The following is a 24,627-nucleotide window of genomic DNA, read 5'->3' on the forward strand; positions in this document are numbered from 1 at the left end:
TGTGTGAAAAAGAGACGTTCGGACTGGCGTAAGAATCAAACATGCGGAAATCGGCGCAACAAGCTTTTGCAAGGATTATCATTGAACAACGAGTTGGACGTTGGGGAAGCAAGCATGACTGAAGCCCGAACTAAAATTATTCGCCTTTTCGAGAAGCACCGCGCGACGCCGGGCGCACCCTACGACGAAGACCACTTTCTCGACTTTTTGTTGGCCGATCCCAAAAGGAAGGGTGCGCTCTACGACAGCTTTCGAGGGCTTCGTAGGTTCCGCGCTTTTCTGGATGACGTCCAGTACGAGTTGGAGGTGTGCTTTTCGATCGAGGATCGGGAAGCCAATTATCCGCTCAACAAGTTTATAGCCCGGGCGATGGAGCTTCAGCAATCTCGGCGCGGGTCGCTGCGGTCCCTGCAACGTCAAATTAACGCCGGACCAGGATGGGGAGTGCTGATCGTCGCAGATGTCTTGCTACTGACTATTGGCAGCTTCTTAAGCGGCAGTCTGTGGGCGCTTACGACCGTTGTCACCGTTGCAGTGGCTGTAAACATCAGCTTTGCGCTATTCGCTTGGAAGGCCAGGTCTTATCTCCTCAAGCTTCGGGCACGCATTAAAGGTAACTGAAGTCTCGAAAGCACGAATGTCCGCCACGGCTTTCCGGACCTTGGTCGCGCTGCAGTTGGTCGGAAAGCTGCCTGTCGGCAAAAGCATGTTTTTTGACAGGGGCCTGCGCTCTCGGATCGCGCCTCCACGACGGCCGGAAGGCTGCGGCCGTTGCGCCAGAAGATCGGAGTTTCCGATGTCCAAAGCGCTTAGCGTATATCTGTGCCCATTTTATGTGAAGCCCCCCACCCGCTCCAGAAGCGAGCTGCGGCCGTCGAAAAATCAATCTCGTCGAAATTAGCACTTGACCTTCCAGTTGCTGGAAGGTCGATAAGTCTCTCCAACTGCCCTTGGGGCATAGGAGATAAGCATGAACATAAAACACGACCACCATCACGGTCACACCCATGGCAATGATCATAGCCATTGCAGCCATGCTCGGGAGAAAGCCCCCGACACGGTCATTCGTGATCCCGTCTGCGGCATGACCGTCGATCCGGAGGCCGGCAAGCCCTCGCTGACGCATGCTGGCCGCATCTACCATTTCTGCTCCGAGAGCTGCCGGACGAAATTCGCGGCGACGCCGCAGGATTACCTGACAGCGAAGGACCCTGTCTGCGACATGGCCGTCGATCGTTCGACGGCAAAACATTTTCTGAAGGTCGACGGCGAAAAATTCTACTTCTGCTCGGCCGGCTGCAAGACCAAGTTCGAAGCCGACCCCACGGCCTATCGCGACGGCAACCGCCCGGCCGCAAAGCCGGCGCCGAAGGGCACGCTCTATACTTGCCCGATGCATCCTGAGGTCGTCAGCGACCGTCCCGGCGACTGCCCGAAATGCGGCATGGCGCTGGAACCGGCGGGTATTCCTCCTGATGACGAAGGCCCGAACCCGGAACTTGTGGATTTCACCAGACGGCTCTGGGTCAGCGCCATCCTTGCCCTGCCGCTGCTGGCGCTCGGCATGGGGCCGATGCTCGGCCTGCCGCTCCGCGAAGCGATCGGCGAACCGCAGGCGACCTACATCGAGCTATTGCTGGCAACGCCGGTGGTGCTGTGGGCGGCCCTGCCCTTCTTCCGCCGCGCCTGGGCGTCCCTCGTCAACCGCAGCCCGAACATGTGGACGCTGATCGGTCTCGGCGTCGGCACCGCCTATCTCTACAGCCTCGTCGCCACGCTTGCGCCCGGGATCTTCCCGATGAGCTTTCGCGGCCACGGCGCCGCCGTGCCGGTCTATTTCGAGGCGGCCGCCGTCATCGTCGCGCTCGTCTTCGTCGGCCAGGTGCTGGAATTGAAGGCGCGCGAACGCACCGGCTCGGCGATCCGCGCCCTACTTGATCTCGCGCCGAAGACGGCGCGCCGCATCAATGCCGACGGCAGCGAAAGCGACGTGCCGGTGGACGACATCCAGGCCGGCGACCGGCTGCGCGTGCGTCCCGGCGAACGCATTCCGGTCGACGGTTCCGTCCTCGAAGGCCAGTCGACCGTCGATGAATCGATGATTACCGGCGAGCCCCTGCCTCTGGAGAAAGCGAAGGGCGATGCTCTGACCGGCGGCACGATCAACAAGAATGGATCGCTCGTCATGGCGGCCGAGAAGGTCGGCGCCGACATGGTGCTGTCGCGCATCATCGACATGGTCGCCGCGGCGCAACGCTCGCGGGCGCCGATCCAGGGCGCGGTCGACCGGGTGTCGGCCGTCTTCGTGCCGGCCGTCGTCGTCGTGGCCATCCTTGCCTTCATCGTCTGGGCCGCGATCGGGCCGGAACCGAGCCTGGCCAATGCTCTGCTGGCCGCCGTCGCCGTTCTGATCATCGCCTGCCCCTGCGCGCTCGGTCTTGCGACGCCGATGTCGATCATGATCGCAACCGGGCGCGGCGCTCAGGAAGGCGTGCTGATCAAGGATGCCGAAGCGCTGGAACGCTTTTCCAAGGTCGACACGCTGATCGTCGACAAAACAGGCACGCTGACCGAAGGCAAACCAGTTCTCACCGACATCGTCGCCTTCGGCGGCATCGAGGAGAACCGGCTGCTGTCGCTGGCGGCAAGCCTGGAGCGCGGCTCTGAACATCCGCTGGCCGAAGCGATCGTTTCCGGCGCCGAAGAGCGCGATGCCACCTTCGTCGAGGTCACCGGCTTCGAGGCAAAGACGGGCAAGGGTGTCATGGGCCTTGCCGGCGGCATGACGGTGGCGCTCGGCAATGCGGCGATGCTCGCCGATCTCGGCATCGATCCCGCGGCGCTGTCGGAAAAGGCCGAAGCCCTGCGCGGCGATGGCAAGACGGTGATGTTCGTCACGCTCGACGGCAAGCTTGCCGGCCTCGTCGCCGTCGCCGACCGGATCAAGCCGACGACATCAGCCGCCATCAAGGCGCTGCACGACAGCGGGCTGAAGATCATCATGGCCACCGGCGACAACGAGCGCACGGCGCGGGCGGTCGCAAAAAGCCTCGGCATCGATGAGGTCCGCGCCGACGTGCTGCCGGAAGGCAAGAAGGCGCTGATCGAGGAATTGCGCGCCAAGGGCGCCGTCATCGCCATGGCCGGCGACGGCGTCAACGACGCCCCGGCACTTGCTTCGGCCGATGTCGGCATCGCCATGGGCACCGGCGCCGATGTTGCGATGGAAAGCGCCGGCATTACATTGGTAAAGGGCGACCTCAACGGCATCGTCAGAGCGCGGCGGCTGGCGGAGGCGACGATGCGCAACATCCGTCAGAATCTCGGTTTCGCCTTCGGCTATAATGCCCTCGGCGTTCCGGTCGCCGCCGGTTTGCTCTATCCGGTCTTCGGCCTGCTGCTGTCGCCGATGATCGCGGCAGCGGCGATGAGCCTGTCGTCCGTGTCGGTGATTGCCAACGCGCTGAGGCTGCGCTTGGCAAAATTATAGGAGATGGCAATGAATATCGGCGAAGCATCCGAGCGCTCCGGCCTGCCTTCGAAGACGATCCGCTATTACGAGGATATTGGCCTGATCCGCCCCGAAAGGGGCGGAAACGGCTATCGCGACTACGCTGCGAGCGACGTTCACAAACTGCGTTTCCTGCAGCGCTCGCGCGGTCTCGGCTTTTCGGTCGAGGAATGCCGGCAATTGCTGGCGCTCTATGAAGACAAGGCTCGGGCGAGCGCCGACGTCAAGGATATAGCCGAGAGCAAACTCGGTGAGATCGACCGCAAGATCCGTGAGCTGACGGAACTTCGCCGCACGCTGGAGCACCTCGTGCATGCCTGCCACGGCAATGACCGGCCGGACTGTCCGATTCTCGAAGAGCTTTCAGATGGCCGCTGAGCATTTCAGGAAGGTCGAGATGTGTCCTGGATGACCGCGTGAGAGAACGGCGCCGGCTCCGCGGCATCGTCCTCGTCGCCGTCATCAAGCACGCCCTCGTCGAGGCGGTGCTTGATCGCAAGCGCATAGATCACGTCGAGGATGTTGCGGTCCTTGAGATGCGGATCGGTCAGGGCGAGAAGCGAGGCCCGGACGATCTTCTTGCTGGTGGCCTTCGGGCAACGCATCTTGACGAAATCATACAGCGCCTCACCCGTCAGCCCTTCCATGGCGCCGTCCACGAGAGCTTCGTAGACCCGCTTCTTTTCCTTCATTGTGTATCTTCCCCTCCAAATCAGCGGCGTGATGATCTGTCATGTAATTGTCATAAACAATCGCCGATTTAGGGCGCTCATCGTATCCTGGCCGAATATTCGGCAACGATGTTCCGTCCGGATGACTTTTTTTGTCCCGCCGGGAATAAAATCCGGCGCGCTTGCGTATACTCAATCATGGAACGCAAAGACCGCCCGTTCGACGTCATCGGCCAGCTCGCAGCGCTGAGGCGCTACGCGCGCGCGCTGGTGCGCAATTCGGACGAGGCAGAGGATCTGGTGCATGATGCGCTGGTGCGCGCCTTCGAGAAGCGAAAGAGCTTCCGCAGCGGCGGCAACCTGCGCACCTGGCTGCTGTCCATCCTGCACAATGCCCATATCGATCGCCTTCGCCAGAAGCGGTCGCTGACACGGCGCCACGACGAAGCGGCTGTCGAAGCCGAGCAGTCCTTGCCGGCCGGCCAGGAACACGCCGTGCGCCTGCAGCAGGTGCGCGACGCCTTCTTCGACCTGCCGGAGGAACAGCGCGAGGCGCTACATCTCGTGGCGATCGAAGACCTTTCCTATCAGGAAGCCGCCAATGCGCTCGGCATTCCGATCGGCACGCTGATGTCGCGCATCTCCCGCGCCCGCACGCAGCTGCGCGAATTCGAGGAGAAGACACCGCGCATTTCGCATCTGAGATTAATCGGAGGGAACGGCCATGAAAGCAGTTGACCCGATCGTCGACGCCGATCTCGACGCCTATGTGGATGGCGAGCTCGATGTCGCCCGCCGCATCCAGGTGGAGTCCTATCTTTCCGAGAACCCGGCGATTGCCGCCAAGGTGATGGCCGATCTCAGCGTGAAAGGTGAACTGCGCCTGGCGCTTGCCGGCGAAAGCGCCTTCGGCCGTGCCGAGACCCGCGATGCCGCCCGCCGGCTGGAGCGTGGCCTTTCCTATGGCCGCATCTTCCACTCCATGCAGCGCATCGCCGCCGTCGGTATTCTGGTGACCGCCGGCTGGGTGGCGCACAATTCCTTCGGTGCATTCTCGGCGACCGAGGTGGCGGCCTCCGTTCCAGCGCCCGCCTATGTCGAGGATGCCGTCCGCGCCTATCAGACCGCGGTCCTGCGCGAAACCATGCCTTCGCAGCCACCGACCACTTACAGCGCCGACGAAATCCGCGCGGCCACCGCGATTGTGATGCCCGAACTGCCTAGGGATTGGAAGATCGCCGACGTGCAGATCTTCCCATCCGAATTCGGCCCGAGCGTCGAGATGGCGATCGAGCAGTCGGATGGAAAGCGGCTGTCGCTTTTCGCCGTCCGTCCGGGCGCTTTCGAGGTCAAGCCGGTCAGCCATCTCACGCTGGAAAAAGCAGAAGCCGCCTATTGGCAGATCGGCGAGGTCGCTTACGCCCTGATCGCTGACGATAGCGGTCTCAATCTCGATCAGGCGGCCGAACGGCTCGCCCGCTCGCTCTATTAGTTCTAACCGAGGAGATCAGCATGAACCCGATCAATCCCCGCTATGGCGCCGTTGCCGGCTCCCAGGCTATCTTCGACGAGGGTCTGCGCCAGCACATGCTGCGCGTCTACAATTATATGGCTCTCGGCCTCGTCATAACAGGCCTCGTCGCCTTCGTCGTCGGCTCGACGCCGGCCCTCTACGTGCCGATCTTCGGCTCGCCGCTGAAGTGGGTGGTGATGCTGGCGCCGCTCGCCTTCGTCTTCTTCTTCACGTTCCGCATCCAGACGATGTCGGCGAGCACGGCGCAGATCACCTTCTGGGCCTTCTGCGCGGTGATGGGCCTGTCGCTCGCCTCCGTCTTCCTGGTCTTCACCGGGATGAGCATCGCGCGGACCTTCTTCATCACCGCCACGATGTTCGGCGCCACCAGCCTCTACGGCTATGTGACGAAGCGTGACCTCTCCAGAATGGGCTCGTTCCTGATGATGGGCCTCTTCGGCGTCATCATCGCCAGCATCGTCAACATCTTCCTGGGTTCGAGCGCGCTGCAGTTCGCAATCTCGGTGATCGGCATCGTCGTCTTCGTCGGCCTCACCGCCTACGACACGCAGAACATCAAGGAACAGTATTCGGAAAATTACGATCAGGAATCGAACCAAAAGCTCGCCGTCTTCGGTGCGCTCTCGCTCTACCTGAACTTCGTCAACATCTTCCAGCTTCTGCTCAACTTCACCGGCGAGCGGGAATAGAACCGCGCTTCTGGGGGCAATGGAAGCGCAAGAGCGCCCGGTCTGCAGTCTGTGACAGGATGGCAGATCGGGTGCTCACTTAAAAACGAAGCGGCCGGGTTCACGACCCGGCCGCTTTCGTTTCAGATGATACCCCAGGCGCGATAGCGGCCGCGGCCGGTGATTTCGCGAATGCCGATCTCATTGACGAGGTTCAGCGCGCCGCGCGGCGTAATCCTGAGATGGCGGGCAATCATCGCCGCCGAGACCATCGGCCGCGACAGGATGAAATCGGCAAGGTCCGGCAGGCTGCTGTTCGAGCGTCGGCCGCGGAAGCGCAGCTCCATCTGCGTGCGTGCCAGCGACAACCGGTCGACTTCCTTGAGACCGGCTGCGGCACCCAGATGCATCGCCTCCAGAAAGGCTTGCAGCCGTGTGGCCCGATCGCGGGCCCGACGCCGCTCATGGCGCACCAGCTTCAGCCCGCCGTAGAAGGAGAAGAGATGCGAGGCGACCTTGCCGCGGGCGCGCAGATAACTTGCGACCAGAAGACCGCCGAGCCAATGCTGGCGCCGTAGCGGCTCGATCCTGTCCCAGGCTTCGAAAAGAATGACGGCGCCGAGAACCGGCGGCAGGCTGTCGGCCAACGGCAGCACGCTTCGCCACTCCGCAAGCCGCTGTTCCTCGTCCCATTCCTCGTCACCGAGCAACCCGAGCGGGTCGTCGGTGCGCTTGGTCGTCGATACTGCCGCTGTCTCTCCAGCCGGCGCCTTGCCGGTATGGATATCGATGAGCTTCTGCGAGCGGGCAAGAAGCGCATCGATCTCCGCCATCTCGGCAGCGAGCGGCCCGTCTTCATCCCCCTCCTCGTCGTCGGGCTCGACCACGACCGCCGGGCTTTTGCTTTCCTGGGTCGTGCCCTCCCCTTCCCCCATGGTCGCGGTCAGCGTTGCAAGGCCCGGCCCGCTAAGAGCCCAGGAAGGTTCCCCGGTCCAGATGCGCCGACGCGTCCGCAGCACCGAATGGGCGATCGTCAGTTCGTGGCTCGGCGCGCGGCTATCCATATGCGCGTCGTGCAAAACGAGATCCTCGACATGCACGAGTTCGCCGGCGACCCAGAGTGCACCGGCGGCATCGAAGAAATGACTGCGTTCAGCAAATCCCTCGCCGACCGGCGAGCGCAACACCCGCTCGTCCAGCCGTGCCAATCCGTCCTCTGCGGCAGCAAGGGGTGGAAGCAGGTTTTGCAGCATCGCACCGTCTATATCGTAGCGCATTGTTAAGCTTTACGGTTTTTCACAAATGGAAGCAAAAGACATGTTTTCTTCCGTCACTATGACATGGTTAACGGTGTATTTCAATAAAAGTGGTGGGGGAAGAAAGCGGTTAGGAGGTCTCATCGACAGGCCGCATCTCCTTCTAACCCTCGCAGCTGGCGCGAGGCTTTTTGGCCACCCGGTCACCCGGTTCTCCTCGCCAGCGGACCATTTGCCCGCATCAACGCCATCAGCATCGGCCCAAGCGAGAATTCACCGCGCTCCGCCCGCCGGGTCAGGTCGCGCAGATAGCCGCCGGCCGAGTTGATATGGCCGCCTCGTTCCAGAATGCAGGCGATCACCGTGGCGGCGTTTTCCGGCCCCATGATATCGCAGGCCAGTTGATAGGCGCTCGGGCTGACGCCCAGCGTCGAGCGGACGATGACGGCCGCGGCCATCAGATCCCGCCAGCTACCGATCCCGCCGCCCGGCCCATAAGCGGCGATCTCGGGGCAGGCCTGCAACACCATGGCAAGCGGGAAGGACTTTGGCGGCTCCCGCCACGCCCGCGGTTCTTCCTCCGGCTTTGCGCCCTGCTTCGTTTCGAAGCCTGGTTCAAGTTCAGATATTAGGTGTGGGTTTGAACTATGTATGTGCCGACCGTTTTGGCTGTCATTGGCGTCTGTTTTTTCTGTTTTCGTTTTCGATTCCAGCGTCTTGATGATCATTTCGCGGAACGCTTCGAGATCCGCCAGCAGGCTTCTCATCTCCGCAGCCGACGGACGGCGCGGCAGGCTGGCCGACAGCAGATTGAAATGCTTCTGCATCTCGATCCATTCGCCCGCAATTTCCTCTTCCAGCGCGATCTCGATCAGCTTGGCGATGTCACGCCGGCAGAGCGTCAGGCGCTCCCTCAGGCGCTTCCATTCGAGCCTATCGGCCATCACCTGAGCCGCCTGCGCTTCGATCTCGCCGGCGCGAGCAAGAAGCGGCGCCAGGCTGAAGCCGAAGGCCTCGCCAAGCCCGCCCTCACCGTTGCGGCGGGCAAACCGTTTGCCGTTCGGGCTATCGCGCCGGATGATCAGGCCGGCTTCCACCAGCATCGCCAGATTCCGCCGCAGCGTCGTGCCGGCCATGCCATGCGTGCGCAACGAGAGCTGCTCATTCGAAGGAAAAACCACGAAGCCGTTGGCCTCGGCAATCTCGTTCTTCGGATAGAAGGTCAACAACGCGTTGAGAACGGCAAGCGCACGATCGGATACGCCGATCATGTCCTTTGCCTCGCAGAGCGAGCGAAAGATCTTCCACTTGTCGACCGATGCGTCCGGATCGACCTTGCTGGCGCTTTCCTGGCTTGCCAGCATGCCAAGCGTCATCGATCGCCGCCCAAAGGGCGTCGATACATATTGAGGCTCCATGTCCCTCACCTTTTTTTCAAGGCAAAAGAAATCTTACCACCCAAAAGGATGCCGAAGATGCTTGACAGTGATTCGAGGAAGTGCGATTCTCAGATTGTCCAGATATGAGAAAGGCTTCCGCGACGGCAACGTTCGGAGGCTTTTTTCTTTTGCGGCCTACTCTCCTGCTTGCAACTTGCCTTCCCGATAGGCTTCGTAAAGCTCATCGAGACGGCGTGAAATATAAGCGCCGAAATCCGGCGCATCGCCTGTTTTCAACGCGATCGTGAAAGAATTGCCGGCGCTTCTGATTCGGCCGGCAATCTTGCCGCCGCTCTTCGGCTTCCAGTCATATTCCGTGGGCTCCGGCTTCGCCTCTTTCCGGGCGAGCTCGGCAACCAAAAGCTCGAAACGGCGGTCGCTCTCTTCCGCCATGAACTGTTCCGAGGCGATAAGCTTCGCAAGCCGCGCCGCCGTCATCCCGTTCCAGTCCTGGGCCAGCGCCATCCATTTACGCCGCCCAATGCCGGGGGCAGCTCCCACGGAGCGGACGATCTCGGCCGGGATGGCTTTTGCGACCGACAACAGCTTCGACAACTCCGTCTTGTCGGTCGACAGCGCCTTCATGATGACAGGACGCTCAAACCCCTTGAGCTCGAGATTGAAGGCGAAGACGGCGCGTTCGATATAGGAAAGGTTCCGGCGCGCCGAGTTCTCGATACCCTGCGCGATGACGACATCGGTATCGTCGAGCTGACGGACGATCGCCTGCACTTTGCGTCCGAGCAGCCTGACGGCCTGCAGGCGTCGATGGCCGTAGGCGATCTGGTAGCGGGCCTCGTCATCAGGATGGCGACGAACCAGAACCGGCACTTCCTGGCCGTTCTCGGCAATCGACCGCACCAGCTCGTCTTCCATATCGAGCGGCTGGTCGGCAAGCCGGTCGCGCACGAAGGAGGAATCGATCAGATCGGGATCGAGTTCGACGATGCGTTCGCCGGAGAGCAAGGCCTCCTGCATCGCCCTGCTCTCTTCCTCCATGCGCCCGAGGGTCAGCGCCATCGTCCGGACCGGCCCGGCCGATCCGCGCGAAGAAGACTCCTCGTAGTTGGCCGCGGCCAACTCCTGCGCCGTATCGTCGAAAAGACCTTTGAGGCGATCGCGTCTGCTCATGTCCTGCCCCAGGCTTTGTGAATGCCGGCAAGAACCTCGCTGTTGGCGGCATTGACCGATTCCAACGCCCGATCGTAAGTCGAGCGGCGCACCTGCCCCTTCTCGATTTCGAAAAGCGTCTGCTTGGTCAGGCCGGCATCGGCAATCGCCGTCGACTTGAGAATGGTTGCCGTCAACACGTCATCGCCGAACAGGCTGCGCAACAGCGCAACGATCTGCGACTGCGGTGCATCGAAAGGTTCGTGGCGGGTGACGACATATTTGATGAAGTCGTGCTGCAGGTCGCCGCCGGCCTTGCGAACGACGGAGAGCAGATCCGAGGTCATCAGCAGGAACTGCGACATGGACGCGACGTCGACCATCTGCGGATGGATGGTGATGAGCAGCGATGTGGCGGCGCAGACGGCTCCGAGGGTGAGATAGCCGAGCTGCGGCGGGCAATCAATCACCACCACGTCGTAATCCGCCTCGACCTCGGCAATCGCCACGCCGACCCGACGGAAGAACAGCTCGGCCGGCTTCTGGCGATCATTGAGCGCCCGCGGGGTCTCGTGCTCGAACTCCATCAGCTCGAGATTGCCCGGCACCAGATCGAGCCCGTCGAAATAGGTCTTGCGGACAATCTCTTTCAGTGGCTTGCGTCCGGCATCGTAGCGAATGGCGCCATAGAGCGTATCGCCGTCGGAGAGATCGAATTCGGGCTGCACGCCGAGCATGGAGGAGAGCGAGGCTTGCGGATCGAGATCGATGGCAAGCACCCGGTAACCGGCCAGCGCCAGATACTGCGCCAGATAGAGTGTCGTCGTCGTCTTGGCCGAACCGCCCTTGAAATTGGTCACGGCGACCGTCTGCAGCTTCTCGCCGGGACGCCGCCAGGGAAGATAGCTGAGCGCATCCTTCGGCTTCAGCTTCGCCATATAATGGCGCAATTCATTGATTTGGCCGAGCGTATAGGAGCGCCTGCCATTCGGGGAAAGTTCCGGCTGCGGCCCCTTGCCATCCAGCGAAAGCTGGCGAAGATAGCCGTCGGAAACGCCGATCATCTGAGCGGCCTCGCCGGAGGAGAATGTACGCAGCGTCTTCTGCGAAAGCGGCGGAAACAGCTTGTCACGCAGCAGCTTCAACTGCCGCGACAGCTGGTTCGCATGCCGCTCGATCCGCACATCTGTCGTCGATACGCTAATGTTGTCCAAAACACCCAATCCTTTTCGATGCGCTTTTCTGTCAACATAGCGTCAAAAAGCGTATCGAAAGTGACACGATTCGGGATTTCCGGCAACAATAGGGGCCAGGGCCTCATCGGCGGCCCGGTTGGCCGCGGCCAACTCCCTGCCCTGCCCTTGCGGCGACCCGGCTTTTTCGGCAAGACCGCCAGGAATCATGGGAGTATCGGCGTGAAGCACATCCATATCATCGGCATCGGCACGGGCAACCCGGAGCACGTCACCATACAGGCAATCAATGCGATGAACGCCGCCGACGTGATCTTCCTGCCGCTCAAGGGCGCGGCCAAGGAAGAGCTTGCCGAGGTCCGCCGCGAGATCTGCGAGCGATATATCACACGGCCGGGGATCCGGATTTCAGAATTCGCAGTGCCGCAGCGACAGACGGCGGACAGAAGCTACACGCAAAGCGTCGACGCCTGGCATGGCGAGATCGCCCATATCTATGGAGAGCTGATCGCCGGCCTGCCCGAGGATGGCAGCGGCGCCTTTCTGGTCTGGGGCGATCCCAGTCTCTACGACAGCACGATCCGCATTATCGAACGGGTGCGGCAGCAAGCCGACCTGGATTTCGATTACAGTGTCGTTCCCGGCGTCACCAGCATCCAGGCCCTGGCGGCCAGCCACAAAATCCCGATCAATCTCGTCGGCAAGCCGATCGAAATTACCACGGGGCGCCGGCTGGCGCGGGAGGGGCTCCAGGCGCCCACGACGGTCGTCATGCTCGACGGCGAACAGGCTTTTGCGAAGATCGACGACCCAGATGCCGAGATCTTCTGGGGCGCCTATCTCGGTACCGAGGACGAGATCGTCCGATCAGGGCGGCTCGGCGATGTCGCGACCGATATCCTCACCCTCAGGAGCGAGGCCCGGCAACGGCATGGCTGGATCATGGACATCTATCTCCTGCGCAAGGGACGGGATTTCGAGGAATAGCCGGCCGACCGTTTCCATCATGTTTTGCCGCGTCTGCCGCGATCATGTAAGACACGGACAGAGGATTAAGAATGGGCAGTGAGACCGCCAAGGCGATCGACAGAAGAGACGCGACGGACGGCCGTGATCGCGCGGCGGCGAAGAAGCGCGCGCGCGGCGCCTGCCCCGCCCTTGCCGCGCCGATGCCGACCGGTGATGGCCTGCTCGTGCGGCTGCGGCCGGCCGGCGGCGCGTTGACGCTCTCGCAATTCTCCGCCCTTGCTCGCTCAGCTGCGGCGCATGGAAACGGTATTCTCGAGATCACCGCACGCGGCAATCTGCAGATCCGCGGGCTGCGGGCCGAGACGGTCGGACAGCTCGCTTCCGATCTCGATGCCGCCGGCATCACCGTGCCGGACGGGCCGGCGATCGAGATCTCGCCGCTGCATGGCATCGACCCGGAAGAGGTGAGCGATCCGGCCGCAATGGAACTGGCCCTGCGCAGCAAGCTTCAGGAACTGCTCGCCTCGCCGCGGCTTGCGCCGAAACTGTCGATCGTCATCGACGGCGGTGGAACCTTTGGCTTGTCGGCGCTTTCCGCCGATATTCGTGTCGTCGCACTATCCCAAGCGCATTGGCTTGTCGCCATCAACGGCGATGGCGCGACCGCAACGCCGGTCGCGGCCGGTCCTGCGGAGGCGGCCGTCTCGGCCGTTGGCGAAATCCTGGTTCTGCTGGCAATGCTCGGGCAGGGCAGTCGGGCACGGGATATCGATCCGGTGCTTCTGCAAACACATTTTCCCGCCATGGCCGCTATCCGATCCATTCAGTCGTGCTCGGCAAGGATGCCGCTACCGGGCCTGCATAGGCTGACGGACGGCAAAGCCGTGCTCGGCGTGCGGCCGGAATTCGGCCAGACGAGAGCGTCCGACCTGACCGCCCTGCTCGATCTCGCCAAAGCCTCCGGCGCAACGGCCATCCGGCTGGCGCCGGGTCGCGGTTTCTTCTTCCTCGGCCTGCCGGCAGAGAGAGTGCCGGCGATCAGAGCCGCGGCCGCCCAATATGGCTTCAGCGCGCAACCTGGCGAGAAAGCGGAGCATATTGCCGCCTGCGCCGGCGCCGGCGCCTGTGGCTCCGCCTTCTACGAGACACGAACGCTGGCCCGCCGCATCCTGGCCGCCGCACCCGACCTGTTCGACGGGTCGCTGACGCTGCATCTCTCCGGCTGTGCCAAAGGCTGCGCGCATGTGCGCCCGGCGCTGACCCTGACCGGCACGGTTGAAGGTTACGATCTCATCCTCAACGGGTTGGCAATGGATCGGCCGGATGAACGGATCGCTGGCGGACGGATCGATTTCGCTATAGAGAGGCTCGCCCGCTCCATCGAAGATAACAGAGGCGCTGGCGAATCGACCGCCGCCTGCCTTACACGGCTTGGCGCAACCGGCGTTTCGAAGGCGCTGCGACAGGAATAGGAATGCCAGACTACGATTATATCCGCAGCGGCGACGCGATCTATGAGCGTTCCTTTGCGATCATCCGCGCCGAGGCCGATCTTTCGCGCTTCACCGAAGAGCAGGCCGAGATCGCCGTGCGCATGATCCATGCCTGCGGGCTGGTCGAAGCGGCGGAGCATTTTGTGTTTTCCGCCGATGTCGTCAGCGCGGCGCGCGAGGCGCTGAAAGGTGGGGCACCGATCTTCTGCGACGCGGAAATGGTCGCTCAGGGCGTTACCAGGGCACGGCTGCCGGCGATGAACGAGGTGATCTGCACGCTGCGCGATCCCGCCACGCCGGAGCTTGCGGTTAAGACCGGCAATACGCGCTCAGCCGCCGCCATGCATCTGTGGCTCGAACGGCTCGGCGGAAGCATTGTCGCGATCGGCAATGCGCCGACGGCGCTGTTCCACCTGCTCGAACTCTTGCGCGACGGCGCCCCGAAACCCGCTGCCATCCTCGGCATGCCCGTTGGTTTCGTCGGCGCGGCGGAATCGAAAGATGCGCTGGCGGAAAATTCCTATGGCGTCCCCTTTGCCATCGTGCGCGGCCGGCTCGGCGGCAGCGCCATGACGGCGGCCGCCATCAATGCGCTGGCGAGGCCGGGCCTATGACAAAACAAGGCCGCCTGATCGGCGTCGGCACGGGTCCCGGCGACCCGGAGCTCCTGACCCTTAAAGCCGTCCGCGCCATCGGAGATGCCGACGTCATTGCTTACTTCGCCAAAGAGGGCAGGGGCGGCAACGGCAAGGCGATCGTCGAGCCGCTGCTGAAATCCGGCGTGACGCTGCTGCCGCTCTATTATCCCGTCACCACCGAGATCGACAAGAACGACGAGCGTTACCGGAGCCTGATCACCCAGTTCTATGACCGGTCCGCCGAGGCAATCGCCGGCCATCTCGATGCCGGGCGGACCGTCGCCGTGCTCAGCGAGGGCGATCCGCTGTTCTACGGCTCCTACATGCACCTGCATGTCAGACTTTCCCAGCGTTACCAGACGGAAGTGATCCCCGGCATCAGCGCCATGTCGGGCTGCTGGTCCTTGGCCGGCATGCCGATCGTCCAGGGGGATGACGTGCTATCCGTACTGCCCGGTACGATGGCCGAGGCCGAGCTGACGCGTCGCCTGGCCGATACGCAAGCCGCCGTCATCATGAAGGTCGGTCGCAATCTGCCGAAAATCCGCCGGGCGCTGGAAACTGCCGGACGACTCGGCGAAGCCGTCTATGTCGAACGCGGCACCATGGCGAATGCGGCCATGGCAAAGCTTGCTGACAGGGCTGACGGCGATGCGCCGTATTTTTCGCTCGTCCTGGTGCCGGGCTGGGAGGGCCGCCGATGAGCGGCGCGCTTTTCGTAATCGGCACCGGTCCCGGCAATCCCGAACAGATGACGCCGGAGGCATTGGCTGCCGTCGACGCAGCGACGGATTTCTTCGGTTATGGACCCTATCTCGACAGGCTGCAGCTCCGCCACGATCAGCTGCGCCATGCCTCGGACAATCGCAAAGAGCTCGACAGGGCAGGGGCGGCACTTTCGATGGCAGCCGACGGCGCCAAGGTCTGTGTCGTCTCCGGCGGCGACCCCGGTGTCTTCGCCATGGCTGCCGCCGTCTGCGAGGCGATCGAGAACGGACCGGCCGCCTGGCGCGCGGTTGATCTCACCATCCTGCCCGGCATCACGGCGATGCTGGCGGTGGCGGCAAGAGCCGGTGCGCCGCTTGGCCACGATTTCTGCGCCATCTCGCTGTCTGACAATCTAAAGCCTTGGAATATAATAGAAAACCGTCTCGAATTGGCGGCCAGGGCCGGCTTCGTGGTCGCCCTTTATAATCCGATCAGCCGGGCGCGGCCCTGGCAGCTCGGCGAGGCCTTCAAGCTGTTGCGCGACCATCTGCCGGCAATGACACCGGTCATATTCGGCCGCGCGGCCGGACGGCCGGACGAACGTATCGCCGTACAGCCGCTGTCGCAGGCGGATGCCTCGATGGCCGATATGGCGACCTGCATCATCATCGGTTCGGCCGAAACGCGGATCGTCACGCGGCCCGGCAGGCCGGACCTCGTCTACACCCCGCGTTACATGGCAGAGGGGAAGAGGTGATCGATCGCCGCCAGCGCCGCCTCGACCGTTTCGACCGTCTTGACCGTGGACGCCTCAGCACGCGTGACCATCATCACCTCGATGCCGAGCAGGCGGGCTGCCTCGATCTTCGCATAGGTGGCGACGCCGCCGCTGTTCTTGGCAATGATGACATCGATATGGTGCTGCCTCAACAGAGCCAATTCGCCTTCCAGCGTGAACGGACCACGATCGAGGATATAATCGACATTCGCAAGCGCAAGCGGCGGCTCGACGGGGTCGACACTGCGAACGAGATAGTGATGCTGTGCTGCCGCTTCGGCATAATGCGCACCCTGCCGGCCCGTTGCCAGGAAAACATGGCGGGGGGAGGGGCCAAGCGCCTCAATGGCCGCCGGAATGCTCCGCACGTCCCGCCAATGATCACTCGGCAGGCGCTGCCATTCGGGACGACGCAGAGCGATCGCGCTTATGCCGGTGGCCTCGGCAGCATGGGCGGCATTGGCGGAGATGCGCTCGGCGAAGGGATGCGTGGCGTCGATCAGCAGATCATATCCGCCCCCGTTCAGGAAATCGGCGAGCGCCGCGGCGCCGCCGAAACCACCGATTCGAACCGGAACCGGCTGCGCAGCCGGTTTTTCGGTGCGACCGGCCAGCGACAGAAGAACGTCGCAATCGTCGCGCGCCGCGAGCGCTTCGGCCAGCAGGCGCGCCTCGCTGGTGCCGCCGAGGATCAGAATGCGAGGTCGTCCCATGTCTGATCTCTCTCCTCCCGGCAATCAGCCCTGGCTGACTATTATCGGCATCGGTGAAGATGGTCCAGAAGGGCTGGGCGAGGAGGCGAAAAGGCTGATCGCCAGCGCACCGGCCGTCTTTGGCGGCGCACGGCATCATGCGCTGGCGGCGCCGCTGATATCAGGTGAGAGATTTTCCTGGCAGAGCCCGTTCGCGCGCTCGATCGAGGCCATCCTTGCAAGGCGCGGCACGCCGGTCGTCGTGCTCGCCTCCGGCGATCCGTTTCTCCATGGCGTCGGCGCAACGCTCTCCCGCCATGTGGCGGTGGAAGAGATGCGTACCATCCCGGCGCCTTCGGCCTTCAGCCTTGCCGCCTCGCGCCTTGGCTGGCCGCTGCAGGACGTCGCGACGATTTCGCTGCATGGCAGGCCGATCGACCTGATCCGGCCGCATCTGCACCCTGGACGGCGCATCATCGCGCTGACCTCGGACGAGAACGGGCCTCGCGCGCTGGCAAACCTGCTTGCCGCCGATGGTTTCGGTCAGTCACAGCTTACGGTTCTCGAGGCTCTGGGCGGCGCGCGGGAACGGCGCAGAAGCGCGATCGCCGCGGATTTCGATCTGGCGGACATCGATCCCCTCAATGTCTGCGCCCTCCATATCGCGGCAGGGGAGGGGGCGCGCATTCTGCCTTTCGTCGCCGGGCTCGAGGACGAACTGTTCGAGCATGACGGACAGATCACCAAACGCGAAATCCGGGCGATGACGCTGTCGGCGCTCGCGCCGCGGCACGGTCAACTGCTCTGGGATATCGGCGCCGGCTCGGGATCGATCGGCATCGAATGGATGCTTGCCGATCCGTCGCTGAAGACGATTGCCATCGAGCAATCGCCGGAGCGGGCGGCGCGGATCGCCCGCAACGCATCCGCCTTCGGTGTGCCGCATCTCGCCGTCGTCGAGGGCGCGGCACCCGGCGCGCTTATGGGCCTGCCCGAACCGGATGCGATCTTCCTCGGCGGCGGCGGCAGCGAGGCTGGCATCGTCGATGCCGCGATTGCGGCGCTGAAGCGGGGAGGGCGGCTCGTCGCCAATGCCGTGACGTTGGAAATGGAAGCCGTGCTGCTTTGCGAACATGCAAAGCGCGGCGGCTCGCTGACGCGCATCGAAATAGCGCGCGCCGGCGTCATCGGCGGCATGAGCGGCTGGCGGCCGGCCATGCCGGTGACGCAGTGGCGTTGGACGAAAGGATGACGGAATGACGGTGCATTTCATCGGCGCGGGGCCCGGGGCTGCGGATCTGATCACAGTGCGTGGCCGCGATCTCATCGCCCGGTGCCCGGTCTGTCTCTATGCCGGTTCGATCGTCTCTCCCGAATTGCTGCAATATTGCCCGGGGGATGCGCGTATCGTCGATACCGCGCCGATGTCGCTCGATGAGATCGAGGCGGAATATCTCAGCGCCGCTGCAGCCGGCCAGGATGTCGCACGGCTGCATTCCGGCGACCTCTCGGTCTGGAGCGCGGTCGCCGAGCAGGTGCGCCGGCTGCAAAAGCACGGCATCGCCTATACGATGACGCCGGGTGTGCCGGCCTTTGCCGCCGCTGCCTCGGCGCTCGGGCGCGAGCTGACGATCCCGGCCGTGGCCCAGAGCCTGGTGCTCACCCGCGTTTCCGGCCGCGCTTCGCCGATGCCGAACGACGAGACGCTGGAGAAATTCGGCGCGACGGGCGCCACGCTGGCGATCCATCTGGCCATCCATGCGCTGAAACAGGTGGTGGAGGAATTGACGCCGCTCTACGGCGCCGACTGCCCGGTCGCGATCGTGGTCAAGGCCTCCTGGCCGGACGAGCGCGTGCTGCGGGGAATACTCCGCGATATCGAGGCAAGGGTTGCGGCCGAGCCGATCGAACGCACGGCGATCATCTTCGTCGGCCCATCGCTTGCGGCAGAGGAGTTTCGCGAGAGCTCGCTCTACGACCCCGCCTATCAGCGCCGGTTCAGGGGCCGCGAATAGATCGACACGGTCGGCCGCTCGCCAGCGGCCGACCGTGTCGAGATGCGGCGACGCTTCATGGACAGCGTCGCGTGGCTTTCAGTCTCAAACCCGTGAGGTGAGATAATCCATGCTGGCGCGAAGCGCGCCGGCAGGGTCCTTGACCGCATGCACTTCGGCTGCGAAGGGCTCGAAGGAGAAGGGGCCTTTGTAGCCCGCCTGCAGCAGCGCCTTGATCTGCCCGGCATTGTCGAGCTGGTCGTCGCCGTCGACGAGCACGCGGTGGGAATCGCGCATATCGGCAACGGAAACAGCGGTGTCACTGACACCGGAAATGTGCACGAGGCCGGCAAGCTCCGGGAAGGTCGCGGCTTCGCCGGCAAGGTGATGGTGGAAGGTGTCGTGGACGAGCTTGAAGGTCGATTGCGCGCCGAGCTCCTTGATTGCCTCGGCCGCCTCGGTCTTCGAGCGCAGCGAGCAGATCTCGAAACCGAGCGGCTCGACGAGGCCGATAATGCCGGCTTTATCTAGCATCGGCTTCAGCGCCGTCAGGGACTGGCGCAGGTTGGCTTGGCGCTCGCCATCGGCGCAGCCGGTGCCGTCGTTCTTCGGAACGAGGACGAGCGCCTTGGCGCCGCAGGCGCTGGCATAATCGATCAGTTCCTGCGCCTCCCTGGCGCGGGTTTCATTCCACTCGTTGAAGCGCTGCAGGGCGTTGATCGAGATGATCGTCAGCCCGTGGCTCTCGGCGGCCTGCTTGATCGCTTCGGGTTTGGTGCCGTCGAGAATCGCGTTGCCGGAAAGGTCGTTGCGGATCTCGACCTCTCGGATGCCGAGCGACTTTGTCAGCACGAAGAAATCATCGATTGCGAGCGACGGCGCGGCCATATGGTTGAGCGCAAAGCGGATCGAAGTCATGACGGATATATCCTCCTCATCTCCGCGACATCAGCGGAGCAGTTCCTCGTGAATGGGCCTGCGAATCTCTATCGGAATTCCTGCGGCAATCCATCGGGCATCGCCGCCGCCCGCCCTCATTGCTGAAAGAATGTCAGCCGCGATGATAGAATTCCATCATCCTTCAGATATTCTCGGAGACATAGATATCGAAAGGCAGGAAGGATTGGCCGGGAACGACGGCCTCACCACGTTCGATCGCACCCAGCATCAGCGATAAGAGCTCTTTGCAGAGGGCCGGCAGGGGCGTCGCCACAACCATGGTGACGATATCGTCAGCAAGACCGGCCTTGCTCTCCGGCGTCAGTTCGTTGACGACAAGCACGACGCGGCCGCCGACGCCTTCTTCGCGAAATGCAGTAATCGCCCCTTCCATGCCGCCGCCACAGACGTAAAGGCCGACGAGATCGGGATGCTTCTGCAGCAGCGTCAGGGTTGCCTCATGGGTGATTTCGGCGGTTTCGAGGTTGATCAGCGTATCAATGACATCGAATTGCGGGGCATTCTCACGAAAATAGGAGCGAAAGCCGATCTCCCGCAACTCGTGGCCGTGGAAGCGGTGGCTGCCGACGAAACAGGCGACTTTGCCTGGCTTGAGGGCGGTGCGCGCGATCGTCCAGGCGGCCGTGCGACCGACCTTGCGGTTGTTGACGCCGACATAAGCGTCACGCACGCCCGTGGCGAGATCGGAAAGCAGCGAGAACACGGGAATGCCGCGGTCCTTCAACTCTTCCACCGCCGTCGTCACAGCCGGATAGTCCGGGCCCACGACGGCGACTGCCTGGTTGCGGGCGCCTAGCAGCTTGATCTTTTCGACGATGGCGGCGGGGGTCGCCGATGAGGGGTACTCGATCTGGATCTGAAGGCGGGCCGTGGTGACGGCGCGTGCCGCCGCCTCGATTTCACGGGCGAAGCTCTGGTAGAAGGCCTGCGTCGGTTTCTGCAGCAGGAAAGCCAGCCTATATTGCGGCAGATCCTCGAAGACGCGCTGCCGGATAAGGCCGACGGCGTGGTAGCCGATCTCCTGCGCCGCATCATAGACGCGCCTGGCTGTTTCCTCCCGCACGCGATGGCGGGCGTTGAGAACACGGTCGACGGTGGCAACGCTGACGCCCGAGGCGCGGGCAAGGTCGGAGATGGTGGGGCGGCGCATGGTGTTCCTGATGGATTCGCTCATGGATGCTAGCCACTATTGATGGCTTTTGATAGATTACATCAAGCCTGCATTGAGCCTCGTCCAAAGTCAACCTATCCTCCCGGCAACAGCATTAGGGAGGCGGAGAATGGCGACCGAGACCAAGAAGCGTGACTACGACCTGCTCGGCGAAAGCGGCCGCACCGCCGTCGAGACGGGCCTGGCGGCAGCGCAATGGTACCACACCGATATTCCGCGCAAGGAGATGAAGGCGCTGATGCAGCGCTCCGATGCGCCTGGTATCCGTGACACGGTCATCTGGCTCGGCAGCATGCTGGTCCTGGCCGGGCTCGGCGTCTATTTCTGGGGCTCGTGGATCGCTCTGCCCTTCTTCCTCGCCTATGGCGTGCTTTACGGCTCGGCCTCCGACAGCCGCTGGCACGAATGCGGCCACGGCACCGCCTTCAAGACGCGCTGGATGAACGATGCCGTCTACCAGATCGCCTGCTTCATGATCATGCGCAATCCGGTGACCTGGCGCTGGAGCCATGCGCGCCATCACACCGATACCGTCATCGTCGGCCGCGATCCCGAGATCGCCGTCATGCGCCCGCCGGACCTCTTGCGGCTGGTCCTTAATTTCTTCGGCATCCTCGATGTCTGGCATGCGATGATCGACATGCTGCGCAATGCCGCCGGCATCATCGGCGCGGCGGAAAAGACCTTTATTCCGGAGATGGAGCAGCCGAAGGCGATCCGCATCGCCCGCATCTGGCTGGCGATCTATGTCACCACGATCGCCGCCGCGATCGCCATGGGCTCTATCCTGCCGCTGATGCTGATCGGCCTGCCGCGTCTCTACGGCGCCTGGCATCATGTGCTGACGGGACTGCTGCAGCATGGCGGGCTTGCCGACAACGTCATCGATCACCGGCTGAACAGCCGCACGGTCTATATGAACCCGATCAGCCGCTTCATCTACTGGAACATGAACTACCACGTCGAACATCACATGTTCCCGATGGTGCCTTACCACGCGCTGCCGAAGCTGCACGCGATGATCAAGCACGACCTGCCGGCGCCGAACCCATCGATCTGGTCGGGCTATCGCGAGATGATCCCGGCCTTCCTGCGCCAGCTGCGCAACGAGGATTATTTCCTGAAGCGGCAACTGCCGGCCACCGCGCGGCCCTATCGCGAGGAATTCCACAACGAACTCGCCCCGGCGGCGCAATAATCGAAAATCGAGGAGGACAAAAATGAGCGGAAACTGGATCGAAGTCTGCGGCAAGGACGAGATCGATGAGGAGGATGTCATCCGCTTCGATCATGGCGGGCGCACCTTTGCGGTCTACCGCAGCCCCGACGACGAGTTCTTCGCGACCGACGGGCTCTGCACGCACGAACATATCCACCTCGCCGACGGGCTCGTCATGGATGAGATCATCGAATGTCCGAAACATAACGGCCGCTTCAACTATAGGACCGGCGAGGCCAAGGGCGCCCCGGTCTGCGTCAATCTCAAGACCTACCCGGTCAAGGTCGAAGGCGACATCGTCTTCATTTCGCTCTGACGGAGGCTGTTGTGGCTCATTTCGTGATACTGGGTGCCGGCGAATGCGGGGCCCGCGCCGCCTTCGCGCTGCGGGAAAAAGGCTTTGACGGCGACATAACGCTTATCGGCGCCGAACCCCTTCATCCCTACGAGCGGCCGCCGCTTTCAAAGGCCGGCATCGCCGATGCGAGCAATCCGAAATTCATCGCTGCGGCGGAAAAATACGCCGAGAGCGGCATCCGGCTGCTGACCGGCCTGGAAGCCAGGCATTTCGACACGGCATCCAGGACCGTCACCCTTTCCGATGGGACGACGTTTTCCTATGACAAGCTTCTGCTGGCAATCGGTGCCGCCGCGCGTTCGTTCCCCGGCGCACCGGAAGACAGCGCCCATATCCGTTCGTTGAGGACGCATCATGATGCGGCGGCACTGCGCGAGGCCATGCGGCCGGGGAAGCATATCGCCATCATCGGGGGCGGCTTCATCGGTCTGGAACTTGCGGCGACGGCGCGCCTGCTCGGCGCTGAAGTCACGGTCATCGAGGGGCTGGAGCGCGTGCTGAAGCGCGGCGTGCCGGAGGAGATCGCTCACCTCTTGACCGAACGCCACCGCACCGAGGGTGTCGATATCCGCTGCGGCGTCTCCATCGAAGGGCTGGGCGAGGAAGGCGGAAAAGCCGTGATCAGATTGTCGAGCGGCGAGCTGATCGAAGCCGATCTCGCCCTTGTCGGCATCGGCGCCCGGCCGAATGTCGAGATCGCCGAAAGGGCGGGGCTGACGATCGAAAACGGCATCGCCGTCGACAGTCATCTCAGGACCTCGGCGCCGGATGTTTTTGCCGCCGGCGACTGCTGCTCCTTTCCGTTGCCGATCTATGGCGGCCGGCGGGTGCGGCTCGAATCCTGGCGCAACGCCCAGGAACAGGGCACATTGGCCGCGGCCAACATGCTCGGCCTCAACGAAGCCGTTACATCCGTGCCGTGGTTCTGGTCGGATCAATACGACATGACGCTGCAGATATCTGGCCTTGCCGAAGGGGCGGCCACGCATCAGCGTCGCGACCTCGGCGCCGGCGCTTTCATTCTTTTCCATCTCGACGCCGACGGACGGCTGATCGCCGCCAGCGGCATCGGCCCGGGCAATGCGGTGGCGCGCGATATCCGTCTCGCCGAAATGCTGATCGCAGCACGTGCCCATCCGGACCCCGCGGCGCTGCGAGCCAATGACGTCAAACTGAAATCTCTCCTGGCCGCCTGAGCCGCCCGATATATTCAAAGGAATTGACGATGAAGAAACATAAGCGCGCGACCGTCGCCGACCTGCTGGCGGAAAAGGGCAAGCGGCAGCTTACCATGCTGCGTGTCACCTCGCTGGAGGAGGCGGAAGCGGCCGAAAAGGCAGGGATCGACATCGTCTCGGTGCCGCCTTCGCTGCTCGGCCCGGTTTTCCGCGAGATCGCGCCCACGCCCTTTGCCATACCCGGGCTCGAATATGGCGACCATGTCTCGGCGGAAGACTATCTGCGCGCTGCCTTTGCGGCTCTGAGAGCGGGCGGTGATGCCGTCTATTGCGCCGCCAGCCTGCAGACGATCCGGCGGCTGCGCGACGAAGGCATTCCTGTCTGCGGCCATCTCGGGCTGATCCCGTCCAAGGCGACTTGGACCGGCGGCTTCCGCGCCGTCGGCAAGACGGCGGCGAGCGCGGCCGAAATCTGGCGGCAGACCAAGGCGCTGGAAGAAGCCGGCGCCTTCGCCGCCGAAATCGAAGTCGTGCCAGGGGATGTAGCGGCCGCCATCAGCAGCAACACCTCGATGCTGATGATCTCGATGGGAGCCGGTAGCGGCTGCGACGCCCAATATCTCTTCGCCGACGACGTTCTCGGCGCCAACCGCGACCACTACCCGCGCCATGCCAAGGTCTACCGCAACTTCGCCGCCGAATATGACCGGCTGCAGCGCGAGCGCATCGCCGCCTTCACCGAATTCGCCGATGACGTCAGGTCCGGCGCCTACCCGGAAAAGCGCCATCTCGTCGGCATCGAGGAAAGCGAATTGAAGGCTTTTCTGGATCGGCTGGCGGGCGAGACGGGGAATAGCCGAGGGTAGTGCCTGTATGATTGTTGCCTTCGCCTACGCTCAGTGCACTCGCTCCTACCGTCGCTCGCCCCCTCATCTGCCTGCCGGCATCTTCTCCCCGCTGGGGACTGTTGCAAAATGCTGAGAATATGATTCCGTTGTTTTTGAACGGAGATGATTTGGATGGCGGTGAAGCAGACGGGTCAATTCAGCTTTGTTGATGCGTTGTTGCCGCAGGCAGGCGGCAGCGG

25 protein-coding genes are annotated in these 24,627 nt (G+C 63.1%); 17 read left to right on the forward strand and 8 right to left on the reverse strand.

All coding sequences use genetic code 11. The features are described from left to right. The first annotated feature begins 114 nt into the window (after positions 1 to 114). The 3 genes from C4N04_RS28485 to cueR all read left to right on the forward strand — a co-directional run bounded on the left by C4N04_RS28485 (position 115) and on the right by cueR (position 3,889). Positions 115 to 621 (forward strand): hypothetical protein, encoded by a 507-nt coding sequence (locus tag C4N04_RS28485; RefSeq protein ID WP_158775607.1) that lies wholly within the window; start codon positions 115 to 117, stop codon positions 619 to 621. Between the two features lie 349 nt (positions 622 to 970). Further along, positions 971 to 3,490 carry a heavy metal translocating P-type ATPase gene (locus C4N04_RS28490; RefSeq protein WP_106797587.1) on the forward strand — a complete coding sequence of 840 codons (2,520 nt, stop codon included), beginning with the start codon at positions 971 to 973 and terminating at the stop codon, positions 3,488 to 3,490. Between the two features lie 9 nt (positions 3,491 to 3,499). Then, positions 3,500 to 3,889 (forward strand): Cu(I)-responsive transcriptional regulator, encoded by a 390-nt coding sequence (cueR, locus tag C4N04_RS28495; protein ID WP_009995283.1) that lies wholly within the window; start codon positions 3,500 to 3,502, stop codon positions 3,887 to 3,889. A gap of 5 nt (positions 3,890 to 3,894) precedes the next feature. Here cueR and C4N04_RS28500 read toward each other — a convergent pair whose 3' ends face one another. Further along, a complete protein-coding gene (locus C4N04_RS28500; RefSeq protein ID WP_097606694.1) occupies positions 3,895 to 4,203 on the reverse strand; it encodes a hypothetical protein in 309 nt (102 codons plus the stop codon). Positions 4,204 to 4,380: 177 nt separating this feature from the next. On the opposite strand from C4N04_RS28500, the gene C4N04_RS28505 reads away from it, so the two are divergent. Genes C4N04_RS28505 through C4N04_RS28515 form a run of 3 tightly spaced genes read left to right on the forward strand, consistent with a single transcriptional unit; the run spans position 4,381 to position 6,405 of the window. Next, the gene (locus tag C4N04_RS28505; RefSeq protein WP_097606695.1) at positions 4,381 to 4,920 is read left to right on the forward strand and encodes a sigma-70 family RNA polymerase sigma factor; all 540 of its coding nucleotides are present in this window, start codon (positions 4,381 to 4,383) and stop codon (positions 4,918 to 4,920) included. Continuing rightward, on the forward strand, positions 4,907 to 5,674 hold the full coding sequence (locus C4N04_RS28510) for an anti-sigma factor (protein ID WP_097663910.1): 768 nt from the start codon (positions 4,907 to 4,909) through the stop codon (positions 5,672 to 5,674). The genes C4N04_RS28505 and C4N04_RS28510 overlap by 14 nt, the downstream gene beginning before the upstream one ends. Positions 5,675 to 5,694: 20 nt before the next feature. After that, the gene (locus tag C4N04_RS28515) at positions 5,695 to 6,405 is read left to right on the forward strand and encodes a Bax inhibitor-1/YccA family protein (protein ID WP_097663908.1); all 711 of its coding nucleotides are present in this window, start codon (positions 5,695 to 5,697) and stop codon (positions 6,403 to 6,405) included. Positions 6,406 to 6,527: 122 nt separating this feature from the next. On the opposite strand, the gene C4N04_RS28520 is transcribed toward C4N04_RS28515, so the two are convergent. The 4 genes from C4N04_RS28520 to repA form a co-directional block, all read right to left on the reverse strand. Then, positions 6,528 to 7,661, reverse strand: a complete 1,134-nt coding sequence (locus tag C4N04_RS28520) for an RHE_PE00001 family protein (protein ID WP_106797588.1) — start codon at positions 7,659 to 7,661, stop codon at positions 6,528 to 6,530. Positions 7,662 to 7,843: 182 nt separating this feature from the next. Then, positions 7,844 to 9,058, reverse strand: coding sequence for a plasmid replication protein RepC (repC, locus tag C4N04_RS28525; RefSeq protein ID WP_106797589.1), 1,215 nt, complete (start codon positions 9,056 to 9,058; stop codon positions 7,844 to 7,846). Between the two features lie 156 nt (positions 9,059 to 9,214). Then, positions 9,215 to 10,210: a plasmid partitioning protein RepB gene (gene repB, locus C4N04_RS28530; protein ID WP_097663905.1), complete on the reverse strand. Its 996-nt coding sequence runs from the start codon at positions 10,208 to 10,210 to the stop codon at positions 9,215 to 9,217. Next, on the reverse strand, positions 10,207 to 11,403 hold the full coding sequence (gene repA / locus C4N04_RS28535; protein ID WP_010031417.1) for a plasmid partitioning protein RepA: 1,197 nt from the start codon (positions 11,401 to 11,403) through the stop codon (positions 10,207 to 10,209). The genes repB and repA overlap by 4 nt, the downstream gene beginning before the upstream one ends. 201 nt (positions 11,404 to 11,604) lie before the next feature. Here repA and cobF point away from each other — a divergent pair, with 201 nt between their 5' ends. The 5 genes from cobF to C4N04_RS28560 all read left to right on the forward strand — a co-directional run bounded on the left by cobF (position 11,605) and on the right by C4N04_RS28560 (position 15,947). Then, positions 11,605 to 12,369 carry a precorrin-6A synthase (deacetylating) gene (gene cobF / locus C4N04_RS28540; protein ID WP_097664070.1) on the forward strand — a complete coding sequence of 255 codons (765 nt, stop codon included), beginning with the start codon at positions 11,605 to 11,607 and terminating at the stop codon, positions 12,367 to 12,369. 71 nt (positions 12,370 to 12,440) lie between these two features. Continuing rightward, the gene (gene cobG, locus C4N04_RS28545) at positions 12,441 to 13,823 is read left to right on the forward strand and encodes a precorrin-3B synthase (RefSeq protein WP_106797590.1); all 1,383 of its coding nucleotides are present in this window, start codon (positions 12,441 to 12,443) and stop codon (positions 13,821 to 13,823) included. 2 nt (positions 13,824 to 13,825) lie between these two features. After that, positions 13,826 to 14,458 carry a precorrin-8X methylmutase gene (locus C4N04_RS28550; protein WP_106797591.1) on the forward strand — a complete coding sequence of 211 codons (633 nt, stop codon included), beginning with the start codon at positions 13,826 to 13,828 and terminating at the stop codon, positions 14,456 to 14,458. Next, positions 14,455 to 15,186 (forward strand): precorrin-2 C(20)-methyltransferase, encoded by a 732-nt coding sequence (locus C4N04_RS28555; RefSeq protein WP_106797592.1) that lies wholly within the window; start codon positions 14,455 to 14,457, stop codon positions 15,184 to 15,186. The genes C4N04_RS28550 and C4N04_RS28555 overlap by 4 nt, the downstream gene beginning before the upstream one ends. Then, entirely contained in the window at positions 15,183 to 15,947 is a 765-nt protein-coding gene (locus tag C4N04_RS28560) for a precorrin-3B C(17)-methyltransferase (RefSeq protein WP_106797593.1), read from the forward strand. Before C4N04_RS28555 ends, C4N04_RS28560 begins: the two co-directional genes overlap by 4 nt. Here the strand turns inward: C4N04_RS28560 and C4N04_RS28565 are convergent. After that, on the reverse strand, positions 15,923 to 16,681 hold the full coding sequence (locus C4N04_RS28565) for a cobalt-precorrin-6A reductase (protein ID WP_097606706.1): 759 nt from the start codon (positions 16,679 to 16,681) through the stop codon (positions 15,923 to 15,925). The genes C4N04_RS28560 and C4N04_RS28565 overlap by 25 nt on opposite strands. On the opposite strand from C4N04_RS28565, the gene cbiE reads away from it, so the two are divergent. Together cbiE and cobM are read left to right on the forward strand one after the other, a co-directional pair. Continuing rightward, positions 16,680 to 17,912, forward strand: coding sequence for a precorrin-6y C5,15-methyltransferase (decarboxylating) subunit CbiE (gene cbiE / locus C4N04_RS28570; RefSeq protein WP_106797594.1), 1,233 nt, complete (start codon positions 16,680 to 16,682; stop codon positions 17,910 to 17,912). The genes C4N04_RS28565 and cbiE overlap by 2 nt on opposite strands. Positions 17,913 to 17,916: 4 nt before the next feature. After that, the gene (cobM, locus tag C4N04_RS28575; RefSeq protein ID WP_106797595.1) at positions 17,917 to 18,675 is read left to right on the forward strand and encodes a precorrin-4 C(11)-methyltransferase; all 759 of its coding nucleotides are present in this window, start codon (positions 17,917 to 17,919) and stop codon (positions 18,673 to 18,675) included. Positions 18,676 to 18,759: 84 nt separating this feature from the next. On the opposite strand, the gene C4N04_RS28580 is transcribed toward cobM, so the two are convergent. Next, positions 18,760 to 19,572: a TIM barrel protein gene (locus tag C4N04_RS28580; RefSeq protein ID WP_106797596.1), complete on the reverse strand. Its 813-nt coding sequence runs from the start codon at positions 19,570 to 19,572 to the stop codon at positions 18,760 to 18,762. Between the two features lie 163 nt (positions 19,573 to 19,735). Then, positions 19,736 to 20,764: a LacI family DNA-binding transcriptional regulator gene (locus tag C4N04_RS28585; protein ID WP_106797600.1), complete on the reverse strand. Its 1,029-nt coding sequence runs from the start codon at positions 20,762 to 20,764 to the stop codon at positions 19,736 to 19,738. 130 nt (positions 20,765 to 20,894) lie between these two features. Here C4N04_RS28585 and C4N04_RS28590 point away from each other — a divergent pair, with 130 nt between their 5' ends. The 4 genes from C4N04_RS28590 to C4N04_RS28605 are packed head-to-tail and all read left to right on the forward strand — an operon-like array spanning position 20,895 to position 24,406. Beyond that, complete coding sequence (locus C4N04_RS28590) at positions 20,895 to 21,983, forward strand: fatty acid desaturase family protein (protein ID WP_106797597.1); 1,089 nt, start codon at positions 20,895 to 20,897, stop codon at positions 21,981 to 21,983. A gap of 22 nt (positions 21,984 to 22,005) precedes the next feature. Next, positions 22,006 to 22,320: a MocE family 2Fe-2S type ferredoxin gene (locus C4N04_RS28595; protein WP_040141379.1), complete on the forward strand. Its 315-nt coding sequence runs from the start codon at positions 22,006 to 22,008 to the stop codon at positions 22,318 to 22,320. Between the two features lie 11 nt (positions 22,321 to 22,331). Then, the gene (locus C4N04_RS28600; RefSeq protein WP_106797598.1) at positions 22,332 to 23,558 is read left to right on the forward strand and encodes an FAD-dependent oxidoreductase; all 1,227 of its coding nucleotides are present in this window, start codon (positions 22,332 to 22,334) and stop codon (positions 23,556 to 23,558) included. A 29-nt stretch (positions 23,559 to 23,587) separates the two neighbouring features. Continuing rightward, a complete protein-coding gene (locus C4N04_RS28605; protein ID WP_106797599.1) occupies positions 23,588 to 24,406 on the forward strand; it encodes a 3-methyl-2-oxobutanoate hydroxymethyltransferase in 819 nt (272 codons plus the stop codon). Positions 24,407 to 24,627 lie beyond the last annotated feature (221 nt).

The sequence above is a fragment of the Rhizobium sp. H4 genome (genome assembly GCF_003013335.1).
Taxonomy (GTDB): Bacteria; Pseudomonadota; Alphaproteobacteria; order Rhizobiales; family Rhizobiaceae; genus Rhizobium; species Rhizobium sophoriradicis.

Excerpts from the sequence above, each read along its gene's own strand:
- C4N04_RS28520 (WP_106797588.1), bottom strand. The coding sequence starts at position 7,661 with ATGCGCTACGATATAGACGGTGCGATGCTGCAAAACCTGCTTCCACCC.
- C4N04_RS28595 (WP_040141379.1), top strand. The coding sequence starts at position 22,006 with ATGAGCGGAAACTGGATCGAAGTCTGCGGCAAGGACGAGATCGATGAG.
- C4N04_RS28485 (WP_158775607.1), top strand. The coding sequence starts at position 115 with ATGACTGAAGCCCGAACTAAAATTATTCGCCTTTTCGAGAAGCACCGC.
- C4N04_RS28490 (WP_106797587.1), top strand. The coding sequence starts at position 971 with ATGAACATAAAACACGACCACCATCACGGTCACACCCATGGCAATGAT.
- C4N04_RS28555 (WP_106797592.1), top strand. The coding sequence starts at position 14,455 with ATGACAAAACAAGGCCGCCTGATCGGCGTCGGCACGGGTCCCGGCGAC.
- cbiE (WP_106797594.1), top strand. The coding sequence starts at position 16,680 with ATGTCTGATCTCTCTCCTCCCGGCAATCAGCCCTGGCTGACTATTATC.
- C4N04_RS28560 (WP_106797593.1), top strand. The coding sequence starts at position 15,183 with ATGAGCGGCGCGCTTTTCGTAATCGGCACCGGTCCCGGCAATCCCGAA.
- repC (WP_106797589.1), bottom strand. The coding sequence starts at position 9,058 with ATGGAGCCTCAATATGTATCGACGCCCTTTGGGCGGCGATCGATGACG.
- C4N04_RS28580 (WP_106797596.1), bottom strand. The coding sequence starts at position 19,572 with ATGACTTCGATCCGCTTTGCGCTCAACCATATGGCCGCGCCGTCGCTC.
- cobM (WP_106797595.1), top strand. The coding sequence starts at position 17,917 with ATGACGGTGCATTTCATCGGCGCGGGGCCCGGGGCTGCGGATCTGATC.
- C4N04_RS28500 (WP_097606694.1), bottom strand. The coding sequence starts at position 4,203 with ATGAAGGAAAAGAAGCGGGTCTACGAAGCTCTCGTGGACGGCGCCATG.
- C4N04_RS28505 (WP_097606695.1), top strand. The coding sequence starts at position 4,381 with ATGGAACGCAAAGACCGCCCGTTCGACGTCATCGGCCAGCTCGCAGCG.
- C4N04_RS28515 (WP_097663908.1), top strand. The coding sequence starts at position 5,695 with ATGAACCCGATCAATCCCCGCTATGGCGCCGTTGCCGGCTCCCAGGCT.
- cobG (WP_106797590.1), top strand. The coding sequence starts at position 12,441 with ATGGGCAGTGAGACCGCCAAGGCGATCGACAGAAGAGACGCGACGGAC.
- C4N04_RS28590 (WP_106797597.1), top strand. The coding sequence starts at position 20,895 with ATGGCGACCGAGACCAAGAAGCGTGACTACGACCTGCTCGGCGAAAGC.
- cueR (WP_009995283.1), top strand. The coding sequence starts at position 3,500 with ATGAATATCGGCGAAGCATCCGAGCGCTCCGGCCTGCCTTCGAAGACG.
- C4N04_RS28510 (WP_097663910.1), top strand. The coding sequence starts at position 4,907 with ATGAAAGCAGTTGACCCGATCGTCGACGCCGATCTCGACGCCTATGTG.
- C4N04_RS28585 (WP_106797600.1), bottom strand. The coding sequence starts at position 20,764 with ATGCGCCGCCCCACCATCTCCGACCTTGCCCGCGCCTCGGGCGTCAGC.
- C4N04_RS28550 (WP_106797591.1), top strand. The coding sequence starts at position 13,826 with ATGCCAGACTACGATTATATCCGCAGCGGCGACGCGATCTATGAGCGT.
- repB (WP_097663905.1), bottom strand. The coding sequence starts at position 10,210 with ATGAGCAGACGCGATCGCCTCAAAGGTCTTTTCGACGATACGGCGCAG.
- C4N04_RS28605 (WP_106797599.1), top strand. The coding sequence starts at position 23,588 with ATGAAGAAACATAAGCGCGCGACCGTCGCCGACCTGCTGGCGGAAAAG.
- C4N04_RS28565 (WP_097606706.1), bottom strand. The coding sequence starts at position 16,681 with ATGGGACGACCTCGCATTCTGATCCTCGGCGGCACCAGCGAGGCGCGC.